A 455-nucleotide genomic window follows, 5' to 3' on the forward strand; every position below is an offset into this window, starting at 1 on the left:
CGGGACGGTCGGTGCAAGGCGTTCTCGGCTGCGGCTGATGGTGTGGGTTGGTCGGAGGGCGTGGGCCTGGTGCTGTTGGAGCGGCTGTCGGACGCGCGGCGCAACGGGCATCGGGTGCTCGCGGTCGTTCGCGGTTCCGCCGTCAACCAGGACGGCGCCAGCAATGGTTTGACGGCGCCGAACGGTCCGTCGCAGGAGCGGGTGATCCGGCAGGCGTTGGCGGGTGCCCGGTTGTCGGCTGCTGATGTGGATGTGGTCGAGGGGCATGGGACGGGCACGACGCTGGGCGATCCGATCGAGGCGCAGGCGTTGTTGTCGACGTATGGGCAGGAGCGGTCCGGGGGGCGGCCGTTGTGGCTGGGGTCGGTGAAGTCGAACCTGGGGCATACGCAGGCGGCGGCTGGGGTTGCGGGTGTCATCAAGATGGTGCAGGCGATGCGGCACGGTGTGCTGCC

At 69.9% G+C, this 455-nt stretch carries 1 protein-coding gene; it reads left to right on the forward strand.

Going from position 1 to position 455, the window contains the following annotated elements:
* Nucleotides 1-455, forward strand: a 455-nt coding sequence (locus JW613_RS35485) for a beta-ketoacyl synthase N-terminal-like domain-containing protein (RefSeq protein ID WP_209215314.1), incomplete at both ends; no start/stop codon positions are given.

The sequence above is a fragment of the Streptomyces smyrnaeus genome (assembly GCF_017676345.1).
In the GTDB taxonomy this organism is placed as follows: domain Bacteria; phylum Actinomycetota; class Actinomycetes; order Streptomycetales; family Streptomycetaceae; genus Streptomyces; species Streptomyces smyrnaeus.